The following is a 14,447-nucleotide window of genomic DNA, read 5'->3' on the forward strand; positions in this document are numbered from 1 at the left end:
TTGTAAATATTTTATACGTTAATTTTAACACGAAAGAGAGGAAAGAACAATGCTACCAAGTAACTATGATGCCATCATGGCAGACGAAAGTAGCCATGTGATGGTCAACACTCACAGGGATGTGCCAACGGAAACTTACGAACAAAAGAAACTCCGCTACATTTTAGAAATCACAACCAAGCCAAGAACACGCAAAGATTTTTATGATGATCCAATCGATAAAAATGATTTCGTTTACGAAGTCGAGTTCATCGAGTTTGATGTATCAGACTACCGTATGGACCAGTACCGAGGGACAGCAATCCTTTTACAAGGAAATCTAGGGACTTTCCTAGAGGAGCACGACGATTTTATCACGCTTGAATTTATCGGACGAGGTTCCGATTACTTTAAAACTTTGGAGGACGAATAAATGGCAAATGAACTTTTAGAAAAACCAGTAATTTATGAAGTTGACGGAGAAGAAATCAAGCTTACTGGAAACATCATTAAGAACTTTATTGCAAAAGGAAGTAAAAACATTACAGACGAAGAAGTGGTTAGCTTCCTTCAACTTGCTAAGTATCAAAAACTTAACCCGTTTTTAAATGAGGTGTACCTAGTTAAATTTGGCACAACACCAGCTCAAAACATTGTTAGTAAGGAAGCGTTTATGAAACGTGCAGAGCAAAATCCAAATTTTGAAGGATTTAAAGCGGGAATCATCGTGGAAAGAGACGGAGAGATGGTTAGATTGCCAGGAGCTATGAAGCTTTCTAAAGACAAGCTAATTGGTGGCTGGGCTGAAGTATATCGCTCAGACAGAAAAATGCCTATTGAGATTGAAATTTCTATGGAAGAATTTTCCAAAGGTCAATCTACTTGGAAGACAATGCCAAGCACGATGATTAGAAAAACGGCAATAGTTAACGCGTTGAGAGAGGCATTTCCTAACACGCTAGGGGCTTTATATACTGAGGAAGACCGAAGCCCTAACGAAATAAAGCAAGCTATCCCAGTTAAAGAAAACAAGGTAATAGATAAGCTAGAACAAAAAATAAAAAAAGCTGATGAAATCATAGAAGTTGTACACGAACCAGAAATAGCTATCCCAGTTAAGCCTAAAGAGCAACATGCAGAACAGCTCCAAGAAAATCTAGATTTGAAATATACAGGAGCAACGCCAGATTTTAGTAGGGAGGAAGGCTTCGATGACTATGACGAAGAAAACCTTCCTTTCTAGCGAAAATTACTATGGAAACGAGGCTAACTGGCAGTATATGTCAGTTAGCCAATATAAAAGGTTTTTAGAGTGTCCTGCATTAGCTATTGCTGAATTAAACGGCTGGGAAAGTAAAGCTGATAAAACAGCTTTATATGTTGGAAATTATGTTCATAGCTTTTTTGAAAGCTCTGAGGTTCATGAGAAATTTAAAGAGGACAATAAAGACATTATGTTTTCTTCCAGAAAGCCGTTTGGACTATTGAAAGCATATCAAGTAGCAGAAGATATGATCCAAGCGTTAAACCATCAGCAAGCTTTCAAAACCTTATATAAAGGAGAAAAAGAGCACATTGTTCAAGGCGAGTTGTTTGGTGCTGATTGGAAAGGGAAAATTGATTGTTTAAACGTCAAAGAAGGTTATTTCGTAGACATCAAAACTCATGCTGGCGATTTTAAAAAGAAAGTATGGAATGACCGCTACGGAATGCGAGTGAGTTGGATAGCAGATTACGGGTACTACTTACAAATGGCTGTTTACCGTGAGTTATTACGAATGGAATTTAACAAAGACTTCACACCGATTATTGCAGCCGTTAGTAAACAAAGCCCACCAGCTTTTAAGCTTTATGAATTACGAGAAGATATGATGGCTTTTGAATTAGAAGAATTAGAAAGAAGCCTTCCTAGTATTTTACAAATGAAATATGGGCAAGAAGAACCTAAGCATTGTGGTTCTTGTGAATATTGCCGTGAAACGATGCAAGTAACAGAATTTAGCGATACAGAAGAATAGGGAGGAAAGCCATGAATAATTATTTTCCTCACGATAGCAATTCTAGAAATTCCGATAAATTACTTCCTGTTCGTATGAAATTTGGCGCCGAGGGTTACGGCATTTACTTTATGATTTTAGAACGTCTCCGAGAAGAAAAAACATACACGAGTGTCAAAGATTATAACATGATAGCCTTTGACCTTCGTGTAGATGCTCAAAAAGTAAAGAGCATAGTTGAGGACTTTGGGTTATTTGCCTTCACCGATGATGGTGAGTGTTTCTACTCCGAAGGATTCCTTAAACGCATGGAGATAAAAGACGAAAAATCAAAGAAAAGGTCAGATGCTGGTAAAAAAGGGGCAGCTAAAAGATGGCAAACGGATAGCAATGCCATAGCAATGCCAATAACAAACGATAGCAAGGAAAGTAAAGAAAAGGAAACTAAAGAAAAGGAAACTAAAGAAAAGGATAGTAGAGCAGAAGAAAAGCAAAAAGAAGAGGCTGCTCCTGCTAATTCCGAGAATATGTTTCAGGCTTATCAACATTTCTTTGGCCATGGCTTTAGTCCAGTACAGGCTGAGGATATGCATAAATGGGCAGAGGACATAAGCGAGCCTTTAGTTATCGAAGCTATGAAAAGAGCAGCAATAGGCATGAAAAGCTACGGCTACTCAACGGGGATTATGAAGAAATGGGCTGATAAGGGCATAAAAACCATCCAAGGTGTCACTGAAGATGACAAAAGGTTTAATAGCTCTCAAGGCGCAAGAAATGACCGCAAAACCGCCAATCAGCTAGAAATGGAACGGCGTGAAGCTGAAATTGAGCGAGATTATGGCACTTTGCCATTTTAGGAGGGAAGTACATGAAAACAGGTATTCAACCGGCACAAACGGTAGGAGAGGCTATTACATTGCTAATTCAAAAGTATTTGTACGTGGTAGAAAAGCCTTGCCCGAACTGTAGTGGCGAGATGTTCGCTTGGCGTGAAGCTGAAGGACAAGAACCAAGATGTGCACCAGTATGTATGGCTTGCGGGTATGCTTCTAAGCTAAAAAGCGATGCAGTATCCACCGAGGCGATTTATCAAGCGAGCTTGAAGCAAAAGGCATTGCAGTACTTCCGGGGGTCTCTAGTTGGCAATAAGGATATGCTGAAAAGAACTTTTGACGACTATCACGCAAAGAATGCAGAAGGCTTGCAAGCTAAACAAACCGCCATGAAGTTTTGTGAGAATGTCTTAAAAGGCGAGCAACCGCATTTCATCATGACTGGGAATGTTGGAGCTGGAAAGACACATCTTGCAATGGCTAGCCTAAACGAGATTATGACTAAATCGAACTACGACAAGCGAGTACTGGCAATCAGCTATTCAGAACTGTTAGAAAGTTTAAAGTTCGCCATGGGGAATGATGCTGCAAGAAAGCAACTCATGGCAAATCTCATGCAAGACATTAAGACGGCAGATGTTTTACTCCTGGACGACTTAGGAGCGGAGTTAGGACATGAAAATAATCGAGTATCGGCTACTGACTGGAATATTAAAACGGTCACAGAGATTCTAGATGCAAGAGCCAGCAAAGCCACAATCTTTACCACGAACCTTACCGGCAAACAAGTTGGGACTGCATACGGCAAGCGAGTCATTAGCCGACTGTTGCAAGGTTCAGATGGCTATGTTGCGGCCTTTAACGAAACGAAAGACCACAGGGCGACTGCATGACAATGATCACCATCCCAATGCCGCCCAAGCCACAATCTAGACCACAGTCCACGATAAGAAGAGGCCGTATCTTAGTTTACGAAGAAAATCCCATGACACTTTATAAAAGACGGGTGGCCGGTTGGGTTTATGAATCGGGCGTGAGCAAGATTGTAACGGGGCCAGTGGCGCTCACGTTGCGGTTTTACATTGCCCCGCCTAAATACCTAGCCAAGGTCAAAAAGCGCCAAGAAGCGCTAAAAAATGAACAAATTTACGTGGATAAAAAGCCGGATGCTGATAATTATGTCAAGGCTATCTTAGATGCGATTAACGGCATCGTGTACAAGGATGATGGTCAAGTTGCTAGCTTATCAGCGGTCAAGCTTTACAGTTACAATCCACGGACAGAAATCGAGGTGACAGTGCTTGAAGCAGAAAAGCGAAATGATACCGACACAACGACAAATACGAGCGACAAGACGTAAATTAGCACTAGATGCATTTGATCGCGGCGACCACGAGTTATCCATAAAACTATTTGGCGGCAATGCCGATAAACTTGATGTGAGCCAAAAAACTTTAGTGACTATGGACTTACCGGAGGACGTGCTAGACGAAATCAGACGGAAATATATTGCTGAGGAAATCAATCAAGCGGAGATTAGCGAGCAATACGGGATACACCGTACTAGGGTATGCCTTTACTGCAATCAGCAAGGATGGACGCAAGAACGTAAAAATAAGCATAGCCGAAATTATGCTAAAGCCGCGGTAGAGGTAGCTAGTCTTATCCGTCAAGGATTGACGGAAAAAGAAATTATGGCGCAAGGTTACACGCCGGGGCATATTAAGGCCGCACGAAGATTGTATAAACTAAAAGGGACGAGGGGACGGAAATCTAATGACGATTAAATTTACAGCAACAAACGGCGCTCAATTGCCATGCAGAGCAACAAAGGGCAGTGCGGGTTATGATTTTTACGCGACAGAGGACGCGACGATACCGAGTGCGTGGGGGGAATTTGATAATTATAGATGTGCCTATGCGGACGCGTTGAATTGGGATAGCGTTGATAAAGCGAAGGAAACGTTTCTAAAATCCACCGCTTCAACCATCATCGAAACTAACATTGCAGCAGAGATGCCTAGCAACGTCTACCTGCAGCTTTGCCCACGGTCAGGGTTATCTATCAAAAATACGTTAATCATGCCTAATAGCGTGGGAATTATTGACTCTGACTATTTTCCGAATACGGTCAAGTTTGCATATGTAAATCTTGGCGCAAATGATGTGCACATCAAAAAAGGCGAGCGCATCGGTCAAGGGATATTTTTAAATTATCTCACTGTGGACGATGATACCACGACAGCGGAAAGAGATGGTGGCTTTGGCTCAACCGGAAGATAACGCCATCGAGAATGTTTGCCGCAACATCATGTGGTACGCCAGGACACACGACAAGATAGACGACTTGCGGATAGAGATGCAGGGGAGCTTTGGTGCTATGCGTGATGGCGTATATAATCCGACTGTTAGAAAACTAGTACGGATAGCTACGGCATTGGATATTGATTTAACAGAAATTAGCATACTGCTAGAGTCGGAAGTTCCGGAAACGGAGTATCAGCGCGGGTATCGTGAGGGAGCCGAAAGTGTGCGGGATAAGGTTAAGGCGGCACTGGTTTGATTAAAGGAGGAAGCGGAATGAAAACAAAATTTAGAGCGTGGGATAAAAAAGAAGAAGTAATGCGAGAAATTAAAGCATTGATTTGGGAAGAAAACAATCTGATAGCGCATTGCCCGCCAAGAGGACACGAATACAACGAGTGGTTTACCGTTGTATTGCAAGGATGTGAATACCAGCTCATGCAATCCACAGGCTTGAAAGACAAGAATGGTGTGGAGATTTATGTTGGTGATATCGTCATTTTGACCAACAAGTCAATAAACTACGCCGATACCTATTGGCATAACTATGCGGAGGTTTTCCAACACCCGAATGGTGCCTATCGCTTGAGAGGTAAAGGAATATATGAGACGGAACTTTACAGCAACAGAAAACAAGTAACTCTGAATGGAAATATTTATGAGACACCGGAATTGTTGGAAAACGACCGATTTTGTACAGAGACAGATGACCCGGATTATTAATCAAACCTTGGAGGAAGAAGATGAAGCACTATCTAATTAAATACGGTAGGTACTATCTCCTATCGGTTGATAGAAAAACAGACAAACATCCGTCTAAGTTAACGTTAGTAGAGTTTAAGAGCGGAGCGACATGGTATCAAAAAGAAAAAACGGCGGTTAGAAGAAAAAGCCGTGAAGAATGGGACGGCGAACAAAAAGTAAAACGAAAAAAGCCATCCCTTACGGAATGACCTCGACAAGATTATTTTACCATAAGGGGTGAGCAAATGGACTTATTTAATTTAGATGATTATCAAATTCCTACTGCCGATGAAGTGGATATGGCCAAAACTAAAAATAATGTCGGTGTCTTCTTGATGGCTTATAAGTCAGTGCGGCAAAGAATCGGTTGCCCAAGAGAACCTAAAATCACATCTACCTTTGCAGATACGCCGGCATTTTCTAACGAGTTCCATTCCCAAGTTGAACAAATTGTGATTAAAAACGATTCAGACCGTGAGGAATTTTTACGCCTAAACGAAATTTATCGGCGAGGGATTTCTTCCATTCAGCATCCTTTCTTGCCAGAGGTCACAGACCGTAGAAAATCAGTCTTTTATAAGCGTTATATCCAAGGATTAGCGATTTATCAGATAGCCTTAGAAATAGGGTACAGTGAGGATGTGGTAGCCGAAGAGAGCCGCGAAAGTTTAATCCAATTTGCAAATGCTATCGGAATTTTGGCAAAATCGGACTTTAAGCGGAGTTCGTCCGGCTTTTAGTCGGGAATGTGTCGGCTATAAACCCTGCTCACACCGGTATAAATCGAGGTAGTATGTTATTAGGGACATCTGGGCAAGCACAGTTGTTTTCAAACGCTAACCACCAAAAAACCAATTAAGGGAGTTGAAAAGCTTCCTCCTTGTATTTGACCTTACAAACTAGGTTAGCGGTTATTTGAGGAGATGAGTACCAAGCTCACGTTAAGGTGCAATGCCTTTACTTCTCGTTGGCATAAGCCAAAATACACGTATACTGTTTTGCGTGTGTACAAGATTTTTCTCCTTTCTTTTGTTTAGTGGCTGCGGAAACAGCCACAACAGGCATATTCATACCGAGAGACCTTCCGAACGACGTCGGGAGGTTTTCTTGCGTTCTAGGGGGCGTTTAAATGTACTGGTACGTTGAGTTAGCAAAAATATTAATACATAGTCACCCGCTTGTAATTCAGGCGGAGTTGCACAAACAGTACAATCTCTTGGAATGTATGGAGCCTATGACAGACGAGGACTGCGACAGGTACAAACTTGTTTATCTGGGACATGGAGCAAGGGAGGAAATCACAGATAAATTAAGCAGGTACGAATGAAAGGAGTTGGCGCTACATGACTAAATTGACCGAAAAGCAGCAGCGTTTTGCCGATGAGTACATCATTAGTGGTAACGCCACTCAAGCCGCTATTAAGGCAGGGTATAGTAAACGGACGGCCAAACAGATTGGTCAAGAAAACCTGACTAAACCTGACCTCAAAACATATATAGACAAACGTCTTGAACAAATCAAGTCCCGAAAAATTGCAAGTCAAGAAGAAGTATTGGAGTACCTAACTTCTGTAATGAGAGGCAATGAGCAAGAGCAAACATTAATTAATTCAGGCGAATGGCAAGAAATAACTGAAATTGATGTTGGCGCAAAGGACCGCATTAAGGCTGCTGAATTACTTGGCAAACGTTATGCCTTGTTCACTGACAAGGTGGACTTACAAACTGGCGATATCGTGATTAAGGTAGGTGATTGGGATGCAGACGAAGAAGATTAATATCATTCTGGAGTTTCCTAAGCCTTCAAAAGTGTTCAACCGGCATATCTATAGCCTGTTAGATGATTATTCAAAATTTACTGAAATTCACTACGGTGGTGCTTCATCTGGCAAGTCTCACGGTGTTGTTCAGAAGGTCGTATTAAAGGCTTGTAAAACATGGAAGAAACCACGCAAGGTTTTATTTCTTCGCAAGGTTGGTCGGTCTATTCGTGATTCTATTCTGGCGGATGTGATGGCTTGTCTTTCTTCTTTTGGGCTAATAGATCGTTGCAAAGTGAATATGACCGACTTCCGCATCACGTTACCCAATGGTGCGGAGTTTTTATTTAAAGGAATGGATGACCCAGAAAAGATTAAATCCATCAAAGGCATTTCAGACGTAGTGATGGAAGAAGCTACTGAGTTTACTCTTGAAGATTACACACAGCTTACTTTGCGTTTGCGGGATAGAAGCCATAAATACCGGCAAATCTTCCTCATGTTTAACCCTGTCAGCAAGCTGAATTGGGTGTACCAGCATTTCTTTAGTGAAAAAGCGATTGTGAATCCGGAACGTGTCGGAATATTTCACACGACTTACAAAGATAATCGTTTCTTGGATGATGAAAATAAGACAACCATTCAAGAGCTAGAGAAACGTAATCCTGCTTACTATCGTATCTATGCATTAGGCGAGTTTGCCACGCTCGATAAGCTAGTCTTTCCTGTCTACAAGAAAAGAAGATTGGACAGATACGGTCCGGAGTTAATTAATATTCCTTCTTATTTTGGTCTGGACTTTGGGTATATTAATGACCCATCAGCGTTCGTTCATATCAAAGTAGACCAACAAAACAAGAAGATTTATTTCCTAGAAGAACTGGTCAAAAAAGGAATGCTTAACGATCAGATTGCTAATGAAGTAAAAAACATGGGCTATGAGAAAGAAATTATTACCGCTGATTCTGCTGAGAAAAAGTCCATCGAAGAAATAAAGCGCTTGGGAGTTAAACGGATTAGACCGGCTACTAAAGGTCCTGATTCAATTATTCAAGGAATAAATTTTCTTTTGCAATATGAATTCATCGTAGATGACCGCTGTGTAAAGCTAATCGAAGAGTTAGAGAATTACACTTGGCAAAAGGACAAGAAAACTGGCGAGTACAAAAATACGCCAATCGATTCTTATAACCACGTGCTAGATGCTGCCAGATATGCAGTAGAAGAAATTAACAAGAAGAAAGTAAAATGGCTTATTTAAAGGGGTGAGTATATGCAAGATTTATTGTTGAGTGAAGAACCAGCCAAAATAGCAAAAGCATTGAAATCTGTGATTGAAAAAGACACTAAGTCCACTGCAAAAGAAGCGGCAAGAGAAGGTGTCCGCTATTATTCTGGAGAGAATGATATTCTCAAAAATAGAATTTTCTACATTGATGATGAAAACATTTTGAGGGAAGATAAGTACGCATCTAATACGAAGATTCCTCATGGCTTTTTTCCAGAGATTGTAGACCAAAAAACGCAGGTCTTGCTAAGCAATCCTTTGGAAGTAGTAGCCGAAGATGGACGATTGCAAGAAGAACTTGATAATTACTATGATGAGGATTTTCAAGTTTTCCTGCAGGACGTTGTGACTAACGCTTCTCAAAAAGGATATGAATATATATTTGCTAGAACGACTGAAGAAGACAAATTAACTTTCCAAGTCGCTGACGCATTGAAAGTAATTCCTATCTATGACGACCGGAACAACTTGAAAAAGATTGTCCGAAGCATTGATAAAGAAATCGTGAAAGATGGAAAAACAATTGTCGTTCACATTGCTGAAGTGTGGGATGACAAGCAAGTTTATTTCTTTAAAGCAAAAGATAAAGAAGAATTTGCGCTAGATCCCGACATTCTGCCTAATCCAAGACCGCACGTTTTAGCGATTGACGAAAACAATAAGAAATTGCTAGGGCGTTCATATGGTCAAATTCCTTTCTACCGTTATCAAAATAACGCTAAAGAAACTAGCGATTTGAAGCCCATTAAAGCATTGATTGATGATTATGATTTGATGAATGCTTTTCTATCTAACAACTTACAAGACTTCACAGAAGCAGTATATGTTGTTAAAGGATATGAAGGAGATAACTTATCTAAACTTCGCCAAAATATCAGAGCTAAGAAAACAGTTGGTGTTGATTCAGACGGTGGCGTGGATATTAAAACTTTTGATATTCCTGTTGCTGGCCGACAAACGAAAATGGCGATTGATAAAGAAAACATTTATAAGTTTGGTATGGCTTTTGATTCAACTGCTATTGGGGACGGAAATATCACAAACGTGGTGATTAAATCCCGATATAGTCTTTTAATCATGAAAGTGAATAAAACAGAAGTTCGTATTCGTGCTTTGTTGAAATGGATTAATCAAATGGTGGTAGCTGATATTAATCGCCGGTTGAACACTAATTACAATGCTAAAGAAGTTTCCTTTGAGTTCACTCGTGAAATGATGGTAAATGAAACGGATTTAGCCACCAACGAAAAGACCGTTGCTGAAACTCGTCAGATTATCATTAACACAATTTTAGAAGTTGCTCCACAGCTACCTGAAGAAGAAGTTCTTCGCATGATTTGCGAGCAGTTTGAACTTGATTTTGAAGAAGTGCAATCCGCCTTAGAGGAAGAGCTCTACACGAAAGGCTTAGCGACTGGGACGGATGAGGAGGTGCTGAACAGTGGACCAGCAAACCAAATGGGAGAAGGAACTGGAGCGCCTAACCAAGAAGCAGTACAAGAAAACGGACAGCCAACTATTTAATGTGTATCGTAAAGCTTTGATTGATATCAAGAAGAAGTTGAAGGATTATACAGACCAATACGACAGCTTATCTTTTTCAAATCGTCTTCAAGTGGAACGTATGTTTCAGGTAGCTAATGAGATTGTTAAAATTTTGAATGCATCTCAACCGAAAATTAACGAAATTATTGAAAAGTATTCTAGCCAGCAAACCGAACTAGGCTATTACGGCACGTGGTACACGCTGGAACAATCTCAACAAATTCAATTGCAGATGCCCGTTCTGAATCATGACTATGTGGTGAAGGCAGTGAATGCCCCTGTAGACGGTACGAGGCTTTCTAAACGGCTTTACAAGCACCGCGATAAATTAGCTGAAGCAACCACACAAAGCATTGTGAATGGGCTATTTAGTGGTAAAGGGTATAAAGAAATAGCCAAGATGATTGCCTTACAAACTGAGGCTTCTTACAAACAAGCTTTGAGAATTGCACGAACTGAAGGTGGGCGAACTTCTTCACTCGCTCAACAGGAATCTTCCGAACGTGCTGAAGAACTAGGCGTCAAGATGGAAAAGAGATGGCTGGCTACTTTAGATGCTAAAACTCGTGATACACACCAAGCTTTAGATGGCCAGACGGTTCCAATTAAAGGAGACTTCACTTCAAATGGCTACAAGGCTAAAGGCCCACGCCTTTTTGGTGTAGCTAGCGAAGATATTAATTGCCGTTGCACTACGATTAATATTGTCAATGGTCTGTCCCCGTCCATGCGAAGAGACCAGGAAAGTAAAGAGTATATTCCTTATAAAAATTATGCTGAGTGGCTAAAAGATAAAGGGGTGTCATGATGGCCGTGTCAACTAATATAGAGCGTTTATTGAAAGGCATTCTAGAAGAAAAGAAAAAGCAAACGAAGATTTTAAATGAAATAGCAAATATCTTGAGCAAAAGTAGTAAGTCTTGATTAGCTTCAGGGCTTTTTATTTTGTCCTGGTGATGACGTTAAACCCACCACTACTGTTGCCGGCAGTATATCCGGACAAATCCAAGCGGAACCGACCGCTATAAAAGGTATGGAGGGAATAGAAATGGAATGGATTAAAACGATTTTAGAGCAGTACAAGAAAGAAGACGGAACATTTGATGTAGAGGGTGCTAACAAGGCAATTGATAAAGCATTTCCTGAAAATGCTGTGCCGAAAGACCAATACAACAATGTATCTAGCCAATTGAAAACTGCAAACAAAGCTTTAACCGATTTGAAGGAGCAAACAAAAGATAATCCTGAAATCCAAAAACAATTGGAAGATGCCCAACAAGCACGAGAAAGTGCTGAAGCTGAATTAAAACAGTTGAAGATTGACACAAGCGTAAAAGATGCTTTGCAATCGGCCGGTGCAAAAGATGTTGATTACGCTATGTTTAAATTGGGCAAATTGGAAATGGATGCAAAAGGGAATATCAAAGATTTGGATAATCGAGTTAAAGAATTGAAAGAATCCATGCCGGATTATTTTCAAACAGCCAAAGAGCCGGAAACTAAAAATGAAACTGATGAAGGTGCTGGCAATGGCTACAGAACAATAGACAACGGCTTACAAGATGGCAAAGAACCCACTGGGACAGATGTCTTTCAAGCAATTGTCGACAAATACTAATTAAATTGGAGGAATTACAATGGCTTTAAAACTTTATACAAAACAATACGCTGGTATGCTGCCAAAATTATTTGAAAAGAAAGCGAAATTCTTACGGGCTTTTGGTGGGACTTTACAAGTTCGTGACGGTGTATCTCAAAAAGAAAACTTCTTAGAATTGAAAACATCTGATACTGATGTGGTAATTCAAGCATATTCTACTGAAGAAAACGTTGGCTTTGGTTCTGGTACAGGTTCTACTTCTCGCTTTGGGGAACGGAAAGAAGTGAAGTCTGTAGATACTACAGTGGCTTACGAAACACCTTTAGCAATCAACGAAGGTATTGATGACTTTACCGTCAATGATATTCCTGATCAAGTTGTTGCCGAACGTTTAGCATTGCACGGTGTAGCTTGGGCGCAACACGTTGATGGCTTGCTCGGTAAAGCTATTTCTGATAACGCTTCTAAGACATTAACTGGTGAATTATCTGAAGCTGGCGTGAATAAATTATTCGCTGACGCTCATAAAGAATTCGTGAACAATGATGTCTCTGAAAACATCGCTCACGTGGCATATGTAACTTCTGACGTGTACAATTTCTTAATTGATAGCAAATTAGCGACTACTGCTAAAGCCTCTTCTGTAAATGTAGATGAACAATCTTTATACAAATACAAAGGATTCGTTTTAGAAGAATTACCAGATTCTAAATTCCAAACTGGGGAAAATGCTTATTTTGTTGCCGATAACGTTGGCGTTGCTGGTATTGGCTTACAAATTGCACGTGCTATGGATTCTGAAGACTTTGCCGGCACAGCCTTACAAGCGGCTGCTAAGTACGGTAAATTTATTCCTGAAGCAAACAAGAAAGCTATTTTAAAAGCTAAATTAACTGCACCTACTGAACCCTAATGCCACTCCTTTAAAAGAGGAGGATAAACCGACAGAGGCTAATACAATCGCTGAAATTAAAGCTTATCTTGATGCAAACGGCATTGATTACACAGGTAAGACTTTGAAAGCCGACTTATTAGCTTTAATCAATGAGGAAGGTGCATAGCCTTCCTTTTCATGTAAGGAGGGGTGCACATGATTATTTCTTTAACAGATGCTCAAAAGATTGACCCTAACGTAACTCAAGAAGAACTAGATGCTTATGAACAAATGGTCCGACAATTGACACATAACACATTTCAAAATTTGAATGTAAGATACTGGCAATTAGATTTTGAAGATAGCGCTGTTACTTTTGCAAGTAATCCGCCGAGTGGAGAACCAATTGCTTTAAGAGCAGGAGACACAATCCAAATTAGTGATTCTAAATACAATGACGGGCTGTATGTTATTCAAGAGGTAGAAAATAAACGTCTAGCGTTAGACAATCCAAAGCTTTTTTATACTGGACTATATACTGGCGCTTTTCTAACTAAGATTGAGTACCCGGCAGACATTCGCTTTGGCGTTTCTGGACTGATTGAGTTTAAACACAAGATGGGTTCTAAGCTGGGTATCAAATCCGAAACTATTTCTAGGATGTCAGTAACGTACTACGACATTAACTCTACGGATAACATCGAAGGGTTTCCTGCTTCAAAATTCAGTTTCTTAAACAAATATAAAAAAATGAGGTGGGGCTAATGTATCCACCTCGTGTTTTTAGTTTGCAAAAAAGAGTTCAGTTGGACGATGGTATTGGTGGTTTTGAAGAGAAATGGAAGGCTGTCAAGAAGGTTTCTGGTTATATTGACTTATTGACAGGAGATGACAGAACAAGCCCACAACAAGCTTTTATTGAGGAATCTACGCATGTTTTAGTGATACCTGATTATCACGTAGGCATTACTGACGAAATGCGAGTGGTAGACGATGAAAGTCGTTGGTATGAGATTACCTATTCAGATAATCCAGTCGGGATAGCTCATCATAACGAACTCTATTTGAAATATGGCGGGGTGCTTCAGGATGGGCAATAAATGGGAATTTAAAAGCTATCGCAAGGAAGTAGAACGTCAATTAGATGAAACATCAAAAAGAGGCCTAACGGCAGTTCTGGAGTTTCTCAAGTCTGCCATCAAAGCCAACGCTCCAGTACAAACAGGACATTTGCGAGATTTTATTTCTTATCAGATTAAAAAAGAAGGCGCATCTATTGTAGGTGTTGTCGGGTCTCCTGATGAATATGCTGTATATGTGGAATATGGTACCGGGGAATTTGCTGAAAATGGTGCTGGGCGTAAAGGTGGCTGGGCTTACCAAGCGCCTGATGGAAAATGGTACTTCACATACGGAATGCAGCCTACTAAGTTTATGCGAGAAGCTTTCCGCCAAAATAAAAGCCAAGTACAACAAATTTTGGGTGAAGAATTTGGAGCAACATTCAAAGGAGCGTGAGATGA

21 protein-coding genes are annotated in these 14,447 nt (G+C 40.4%); all 21 read left to right on the forward strand.

All coding sequences use genetic code 11. The features are described from left to right. Positions 1 to 49: 49 nt before the first annotated feature. The 21 genes from FFM57_RS00310 to FFM57_RS00410 all read left to right on the forward strand — a co-directional run bounded on the left by FFM57_RS00310 (position 50) and on the right by FFM57_RS00410 (position 14,442). Positions 50 to 412 carry a hypothetical protein gene (locus FFM57_RS00310; RefSeq protein WP_137598526.1) on the forward strand — a complete coding sequence of 121 codons (363 nt, stop codon included), beginning with the start codon at positions 50 to 52 and terminating at the stop codon, positions 410 to 412. Beyond that, on the forward strand, positions 413 to 1,222 hold the full coding sequence (bet, locus tag FFM57_RS00315; protein WP_137598527.1) for a phage recombination protein Bet: 810 nt from the start codon (positions 413 to 415) through the stop codon (positions 1,220 to 1,222). It abuts the gene before it with no gap. Continuing rightward, positions 1,197 to 1,997: a PD-(D/E)XK nuclease-like domain-containing protein gene (locus FFM57_RS00320; protein ID WP_137598683.1), complete on the forward strand. Its 801-nt coding sequence runs from the start codon at positions 1,197 to 1,199 to the stop codon at positions 1,995 to 1,997. The genes bet and FFM57_RS00320 overlap by 26 nt, the downstream gene beginning before the upstream one ends. An 11-nt stretch (positions 1,998 to 2,008) precedes the next feature. Further along, a complete protein-coding gene (locus tag FFM57_RS09785; RefSeq protein ID WP_170999825.1) occupies positions 2,009 to 2,833 on the forward strand; it encodes a Lin1244/Lin1753 domain-containing protein in 825 nt (274 codons plus the stop codon). A gap of 119 nt (positions 2,834 to 2,952) precedes the next feature. Continuing rightward, complete coding sequence (locus tag FFM57_RS00330; protein WP_170999826.1) at positions 2,953 to 3,702, forward strand: ATP-binding protein; 750 nt, start codon at positions 2,953 to 2,955, stop codon at positions 3,700 to 3,702. Next, positions 3,699 to 4,169, forward strand: a complete 471-nt coding sequence (locus tag FFM57_RS00335) for a RusA family crossover junction endodeoxyribonuclease (RefSeq protein ID WP_137598529.1) — start codon at positions 3,699 to 3,701, stop codon at positions 4,167 to 4,169. The genes FFM57_RS00330 and FFM57_RS00335 overlap by 4 nt, the downstream gene beginning before the upstream one ends. Beyond that, complete coding sequence (locus FFM57_RS00340) at positions 4,111 to 4,596, forward strand: hypothetical protein (protein ID WP_170999827.1); 486 nt, start codon at positions 4,111 to 4,113, stop codon at positions 4,594 to 4,596. The genes FFM57_RS00335 and FFM57_RS00340 overlap by 59 nt, the downstream gene beginning before the upstream one ends. After that, on the forward strand, positions 4,586 to 5,092 hold the full coding sequence (locus FFM57_RS00345) for a dCTP deaminase/dUTPase family protein (protein ID WP_137598531.1): 507 nt from the start codon (positions 4,586 to 4,588) through the stop codon (positions 5,090 to 5,092). Before FFM57_RS00340 ends, FFM57_RS00345 begins: the two co-directional genes overlap by 11 nt. Beyond that, positions 5,073 to 5,372, forward strand: coding sequence for a hypothetical protein (locus tag FFM57_RS00350; RefSeq protein WP_137598532.1), 300 nt, complete (start codon positions 5,073 to 5,075; stop codon positions 5,370 to 5,372). The genes FFM57_RS00345 and FFM57_RS00350 overlap by 20 nt, the downstream gene beginning before the upstream one ends. Before the next feature lie 17 nt (positions 5,373 to 5,389). Further along, positions 5,390 to 5,836: a YopX family phage-derived protein gene (locus tag FFM57_RS00355; RefSeq protein WP_137598533.1), complete on the forward strand. Its 447-nt coding sequence runs from the start codon at positions 5,390 to 5,392 to the stop codon at positions 5,834 to 5,836. Between the two features lie 20 nt (positions 5,837 to 5,856). After that, positions 5,857 to 6,066 (forward strand): hypothetical protein, encoded by a 210-nt coding sequence (locus tag FFM57_RS00360; RefSeq protein ID WP_137598534.1) that lies wholly within the window; start codon positions 5,857 to 5,859, stop codon positions 6,064 to 6,066. A 36-nt stretch (positions 6,067 to 6,102) separates the two neighbouring features. After that, entirely contained in the window at positions 6,103 to 6,597 is a 495-nt protein-coding gene (locus tag FFM57_RS00365; RefSeq protein ID WP_137598535.1) for an ArpU family phage packaging/lysis transcriptional regulator, read from the forward strand. Positions 6,598 to 7,200: 603 nt separating this feature from the next. Beyond that, on the forward strand, positions 7,201 to 7,635 hold the full coding sequence (locus FFM57_RS00370) for a terminase small subunit (protein ID WP_137598536.1): 435 nt from the start codon (positions 7,201 to 7,203) through the stop codon (positions 7,633 to 7,635). After that, positions 7,616 to 8,878 carry a PBSX family phage terminase large subunit gene (locus FFM57_RS00375; RefSeq protein ID WP_137598537.1) on the forward strand — a complete coding sequence of 421 codons (1,263 nt, stop codon included), beginning with the start codon at positions 7,616 to 7,618 and terminating at the stop codon, positions 8,876 to 8,878. Before FFM57_RS00370 ends, FFM57_RS00375 begins: the two co-directional genes overlap by 20 nt. A 12-nt stretch (positions 8,879 to 8,890) precedes the next feature. Further along, a complete protein-coding gene (locus FFM57_RS00380; RefSeq protein ID WP_137598538.1) occupies positions 8,891 to 10,429 on the forward strand; it encodes a phage portal protein in 1,539 nt (512 codons plus the stop codon). Beyond that, positions 10,347 to 11,258 carry a phage minor head protein gene (locus tag FFM57_RS00385; protein WP_137598539.1) on the forward strand — a complete coding sequence of 304 codons (912 nt, stop codon included), beginning with the start codon at positions 10,347 to 10,349 and terminating at the stop codon, positions 11,256 to 11,258. The genes FFM57_RS00380 and FFM57_RS00385 overlap by 83 nt, the downstream gene beginning before the upstream one ends. 240 nt (positions 11,259 to 11,498) lie before the next feature. Further along, positions 11,499 to 12,068, forward strand: a complete 570-nt coding sequence (locus FFM57_RS00390) for a phage scaffolding protein (RefSeq protein ID WP_137598540.1) — start codon at positions 11,499 to 11,501, stop codon at positions 12,066 to 12,068. Between the two features lie 19 nt (positions 12,069 to 12,087). After that, positions 12,088 to 12,963: a capsid protein gene (locus FFM57_RS00395; protein WP_137598541.1), complete on the forward strand. Its 876-nt coding sequence runs from the start codon at positions 12,088 to 12,090 to the stop codon at positions 12,961 to 12,963. A 177-nt stretch (positions 12,964 to 13,140) separates the two neighbouring features. Then, a complete protein-coding gene (locus tag FFM57_RS00400) occupies positions 13,141 to 13,689 on the forward strand; it encodes a hypothetical protein (protein ID WP_137598542.1) in 549 nt (182 codons plus the stop codon). Continuing rightward, entirely contained in the window at positions 13,689 to 14,024 is a 336-nt protein-coding gene (locus FFM57_RS00405; RefSeq protein WP_137598543.1) for a phage head completion protein, read from the forward strand. Before FFM57_RS00400 ends, FFM57_RS00405 begins: the two co-directional genes overlap by 1 nt. Then, entirely contained in the window at positions 14,014 to 14,442 is a 429-nt protein-coding gene (locus FFM57_RS00410; protein ID WP_137598544.1) for an HK97-gp10 family putative phage morphogenesis protein, read from the forward strand. The genes FFM57_RS00405 and FFM57_RS00410 overlap by 11 nt, the downstream gene beginning before the upstream one ends. The last annotated feature ends 5 nt before the right edge of the window (positions 14,443 to 14,447 follow it).

This window comes from Enterococcus nangangensis, from assembly GCF_005405245.1.
Classification (GTDB): domain Bacteria; phylum Bacillota; class Bacilli; order Lactobacillales; family Enterococcaceae; genus Enterococcus_J; species Enterococcus_J nangangensis.

Bases quoted from the DNA above. Each gene is read 5' to 3' on its own strand.
- FFM57_RS00345 (WP_137598531.1), top strand. From the start codon at position 4,586: ATGACGATTAAATTTACAGCAACAAACGGCGCTCAATTGCCATGCAGA.
- FFM57_RS00365 (WP_137598535.1), top strand. From the start codon at position 6,103: ATGGACTTATTTAATTTAGATGATTATCAAATTCCTACTGCCGATGAA.
- FFM57_RS00375 (WP_137598537.1), top strand. From the start codon at position 7,616: ATGCAGACGAAGAAGATTAATATCATTCTGGAGTTTCCTAAGCCTTCA.
- bet (WP_137598527.1), top strand. From the start codon at position 413: ATGGCAAATGAACTTTTAGAAAAACCAGTAATTTATGAAGTTGACGGA.
- FFM57_RS00310 (WP_137598526.1), top strand. From the start codon at position 50: ATGCTACCAAGTAACTATGATGCCATCATGGCAGACGAAAGTAGCCAT.
- FFM57_RS00390 (WP_137598540.1), top strand. From the start codon at position 11,499: ATGGAATGGATTAAAACGATTTTAGAGCAGTACAAGAAAGAAGACGGA.
- FFM57_RS00335 (WP_137598529.1), top strand. From the start codon at position 3,699: ATGACAATGATCACCATCCCAATGCCGCCCAAGCCACAATCTAGACCA.
- FFM57_RS00380 (WP_137598538.1), top strand. From the start codon at position 8,891: ATGCAAGATTTATTGTTGAGTGAAGAACCAGCCAAAATAGCAAAAGCA.
- FFM57_RS00405 (WP_137598543.1), top strand. From the start codon at position 13,689: ATGTATCCACCTCGTGTTTTTAGTTTGCAAAAAAGAGTTCAGTTGGAC.
- FFM57_RS09785 (WP_170999825.1), top strand. From the start codon at position 2,009: ATGAATAATTATTTTCCTCACGATAGCAATTCTAGAAATTCCGATAAA.
- FFM57_RS00330 (WP_170999826.1), top strand. From the start codon at position 2,953: ATGTTCGCTTGGCGTGAAGCTGAAGGACAAGAACCAAGATGTGCACCA.
- FFM57_RS00400 (WP_137598542.1), top strand. From the start codon at position 13,141: ATGATTATTTCTTTAACAGATGCTCAAAAGATTGACCCTAACGTAACT.
- FFM57_RS00355 (WP_137598533.1), top strand. From the start codon at position 5,390: ATGAAAACAAAATTTAGAGCGTGGGATAAAAAAGAAGAAGTAATGCGA.
- FFM57_RS00320 (WP_137598683.1), top strand. From the start codon at position 1,197: ATGACGAAGAAAACCTTCCTTTCTAGCGAAAATTACTATGGAAACGAG.
- FFM57_RS00410 (WP_137598544.1), top strand. From the start codon at position 14,014: ATGGGCAATAAATGGGAATTTAAAAGCTATCGCAAGGAAGTAGAACGT.
- FFM57_RS00370 (WP_137598536.1), top strand. From the start codon at position 7,201: ATGACTAAATTGACCGAAAAGCAGCAGCGTTTTGCCGATGAGTACATC.
- FFM57_RS00360 (WP_137598534.1), top strand. From the start codon at position 5,857: ATGAAGCACTATCTAATTAAATACGGTAGGTACTATCTCCTATCGGTT.
- FFM57_RS00395 (WP_137598541.1), top strand. From the start codon at position 12,088: ATGGCTTTAAAACTTTATACAAAACAATACGCTGGTATGCTGCCAAAA.